Origin of the sequence: Chryseobacterium sp. R2A-55 (assembly GCF_021401085.1) — a bacterium.
In the GTDB taxonomy this organism is placed as follows: domain Bacteria; phylum Bacteroidota; class Bacteroidia; order Flavobacteriales; family Weeksellaceae; genus Kaistella.
Genome location: NZ_JACBFP010000024.1, coordinates 1 through 3,500, shown reverse-complemented (window position 1 = coordinate 3,500; position 3,500 = coordinate 1). Strand labels below are relative to the sequence as shown.

The 3,500-nt window shown below is 36.0% G+C and carries 5 protein-coding genes; all 5 read right to left on the bottom strand.

Annotated elements, in window-relative coordinates; all coding sequences use genetic code 11:
* Nucleotides 1–638: hypothetical protein (locus L0951_RS13600; protein WP_234111802.1), on the bottom strand; the 638-nt coding region annotated here is incomplete at its 3' end.
* Complete coding sequence (locus tag L0951_RS13595) at nucleotides 604–846, bottom strand: hypothetical protein (protein WP_234111801.1); 243 nt, start codon at nucleotides 844–846, stop codon at nucleotides 604–606. The genes L0951_RS13595 and L0951_RS13600, both read right to left, overlap by 35 nt.
* A gap of 437 nt (nucleotides 847–1,283) precedes the next feature.
* Nucleotides 1,284–1,667, bottom strand: a complete 384-nt coding sequence (locus tag L0951_RS13590) for a hypothetical protein (RefSeq protein WP_234111800.1) — start codon at nucleotides 1,665–1,667, stop codon at nucleotides 1,284–1,286.
* A gap of 234 nt (nucleotides 1,668–1,901) precedes the next feature.
* On the bottom strand, nucleotides 1,902–2,447 hold the full coding sequence (locus L0951_RS13585) for a hypothetical protein (RefSeq protein WP_234111799.1): 546 nt from the start codon (nucleotides 2,445–2,447) through the stop codon (nucleotides 1,902–1,904).
* Between the two features lie 625 nt (nucleotides 2,448–3,072).
* The coding region (locus L0951_RS13580) for a hypothetical protein (RefSeq protein ID WP_234111798.1) at nucleotides 3,073–3,500 on the bottom strand (428 nt) is incomplete at its 5' end.

The following is a 3,500-nucleotide window of genomic DNA, read 5'->3' as shown; positions in this document are numbered from 1 at the left end:
AAAATCAACAGTCCTAGTGGTGGATTTTGCCATTTACTAAACAACATAAAAGTGAAAAATCCGATAAGTCCCCAAAGAGAAAGTCCTCGCAAACTTGTAAATTGATTACCCTTGAAAGTTTCTTCATTTTCAAAGCGAATATTGTCTTTACTTATTTCTTTTATTGAGTCGTGATTGTAGTCTTGTTTTTTGATAACAACATGTTCAAGAAATAATTTTATCTCAGAACTGTTTGAATACATATCGTCAAATAGAATTTTTTCTGTTCCATCATTGAACAATATAGTAGTTCCTTCCATTGGAAAAGTGATAATGCATTTAAAAGGCATTTTTCCAGTCAATGCAATGTCTTTTATGTCTTTTAAATAGAATGTTTCATTACCAATTTTAATTGAGTGTTTGTCAAGAGTGATTATAGGCGAGTTTTTCCAATAAGAATAAAGCAGCGAAAACGCAAGTAGATAAAGAGCAAGACTAAAGACTGGCATAGAATATTCCTTTGTCGCAGGATTCTCTTTTTGTAAAATGTCAATACTTGCAAAAAGTAACAGTGTTCCTAAACCACAGAGAAATAATGTCCCAAAAGCTATAGAACCATAAAATTTAAATGGATGTCTTTTTGTCGTAATTGTCGTCATTCGGTATTGTCGTTTTTAAAATGAGGCAAAACGTTCCGGCGCTTGGCGAAGAACCGGATTTCGAACCAATGAACTGACTGCTAGCACTGAACTTGATACGAAGCACAAAGCTTGATTTAAGCACTGAACCCGCTTTTTTGCCAAACGCCTGTTGAACCAAACCTCCGGTAGCTTTTCCCATTCGCCGTTTCATTAACTTTGTTTTCATTAACCTTTTAAAAACCCATAAAATGGCTACAAAAAAAAATCTACTGAGGATTTAAGATCAAACAAATTTCTCAACCGTGCCTCTAGCGAAGTTAACGGTTTTGCCGAACTCCTGCAACGCTTCGAAAGAAATATTTCCATCCTGGGCAGAAACAAACGAACCTTTGATAATCAACCCGCAGAACCTGCCTGTCGGCAGACAGAACCCCCTTCCAAAGGCTATCAAACGCCACAAAAAAAAGCAGTAATTCTAAAAAACTGCTTTGTGTATCTAAATTCTAAAAACGAAATCCCCATAATAGGACCATCATACTGCTGAAAAGCCACCGGAGCTTCCGTTCAACGGGCTTTCATTTCTTGTCTTGCAGACAAAACGAAAGCTTAGTTATTAGCCGTAGTTTTCTTCGACTTAATAATCATAAAAGTCAAATATCCACATTAATCATTTTCTTTGTCTTGTAAATACCAAGTTTCATTTTCATCATATTTAAAAGTTTCAAGCAAACTTCCATCCTCAAACTTAACTCTTATATCATCGGTTTCAGTTACTTGAAAACCAAGTATTTGCTGTTCTTTAAGATACTCTAGCTTTTTGCACCAATTCTTAAAATCAGAATTATATTTTTCTTCATCTTCATAATCTTGATAAACTGGACAGTCAAAGGAAGAGTTTAGAAAGATTCCATTTTGAATTAATCTCCAGACAGGATCAATCCACAGGATTTCAGTTTCATTTTCAGTTTTTAAATTAAAACAAAACGAATTTGTTGCAAGAAAAAAATCAGACTTGATATTTCTTATATTTTCAATTTTTTCTTTCACCACGGCAATTGGTTAAAATTACGGCTAACGTTGAAGCATTGCTGAAGGCGTGGCATTAGCATTCCTGTCAGCCGATGCTGAAGCTAAATTAACAAACAAAAGATGAGTTTAAAAATAAATGCTCAATAGCGTTCCGTCACGATGGATATGCTGCCGATTAGAATTACAAATGCTGATGTTGCGAAATGTCAGCCACGCTTTTAGCAATGCACTTGTTGCCTGCTGGCATTTCTGTCATTCATTGTCTATTTCCTTTCTAATAATTTGTCGCTCCTTTTTTCTGTCCGCCTTTCGTCTGTCTGACTTAAGTTTTTGTTGATACTTGTTTTTGTCACTGTCAAAGTGCATATTACTTTCTGCAAGCCAAGAACCTTGTCTAATCATTAGTCCATTCCAAATGCAATTGTCATAGCCGCAATTGTGTTTTGAGTATTCTCCAAAATTTCTATGCTTGATTTTTTTGTCTGCTAAAATTCTTTGTTGATTTTTTCTTATGTCGTCCCAGATTTTCTGTTCGTCACCTTTTGTTAGCTCTTGTCCTAAATATTCAACTTCAACAAATGTTTTTGGGTCTTTAAGTTGAAGAAAGTCAAACGTCTTTTTAAAAGTTTTATGTGCATAATCTCTAACAGCGATTTTATCGTCAAGTGTCAACTTTTCGTTCTCTACAATTGAGCGATAAAGTCCAAGCGTGTTGAAGTCTGAATACTTCTTATAGTTGTCAATGTAAAAGAAATATTCGTCCGAAGTCAGTGTGTTAAATTTTCGTCCTATTTCCATTTTGAAATTATTAGTAACTGTCCTTTAAGCTTGCAGGCAACGTTTTGCAGATTTGCGATGGGCGGGATTTTCACCACAAATGTTTATGTGGAGCACAAAACTTTCGGCTACCACTAAAAGGTCAGCGTAGCACGAAACCCCGCCTATTGCAAATGTGCTGTTGAACTAAACCTCCGGTAGCTTTTCCCATTCGCCGTTTTAGTAATTTTGTTTTTTTTAACAATCAAAACATTACTATGGCTACAAAAAAAAATCTACTGAGGATTTAAGGACGAACAAATTTCTCAATCGTGCTTCGAGCGAAGTTAACGGTTTTGCCGAACTCCTGCAACGCTTTGAAAGAAATATTTCCATTCTGGGCAGAAGCAAACGCACCTTCGATAATCAGCCAGCAGAACCTGCCTGTCGGCAGACAGGAAGCCCTTCCAAAGGCTATCAAACGTCACAAAAAAAAGCAGTCCTTTTGAGAAACTGCTTTGTTGCTCTAAATTCTAGAAATGAAATCCCTATAAGAGGATTATTATGCTGTTGAAAAACTGCCGGAGGTTCGGTTCAACGGGCTTTCATCTCTTGTCCTGCGGACAAGACGAAAGCTTAGTTATTATGCCTCGTTTTTCTCATCTTTCTATATACATTCGTTTCTAACTGTTACGCCTTTTTTTTCAAGTTTGTCCTTCAAGTCAAGCCACGTTTTATCTCTCAATGTCCCTGCGGGATAGAGTTTATTTCTAAAGTCACTCGTTATTATCCTCATGCAATTTGGCTGTTTCTCTTGTGTTTCATAAACAACTTCTTTTATGTCTGCCAAACGATAAATTTTTACCTTCCAAAAGAAATTATGATTTCTTACGATTAAGTAGTCCGTAGTCAGTCCAAAGTAGTGCATTAGCCAAGAGTGTAATACGAACCAAAAAGTCCCAAATGCACCAAAGAAAATCAACAGTCCTAGTGGTGGATTTTGCCATTTACTAAACAACATAAAAGTGAAAAATCCGATAAGTCCCCAAAGAGAAAGTCCTCGCAAACTTGTAAATTGATTACCCTTGAAAGTTT

Excerpts from the sequence above, each read along its gene's own strand:
- L0951_RS13585 (WP_234111799.1), bottom strand. The coding sequence starts at position 2,447 with ATGGAAATAGGACGAAAATTTAACACACTGACTTCGGACGAATATTTC.
- L0951_RS13595 (WP_234111801.1), bottom strand. The coding sequence starts at position 846 with ATGAAAACAAAGTTAATGAAACGGCGAATGGGAAAAGCTACCGGAGGT.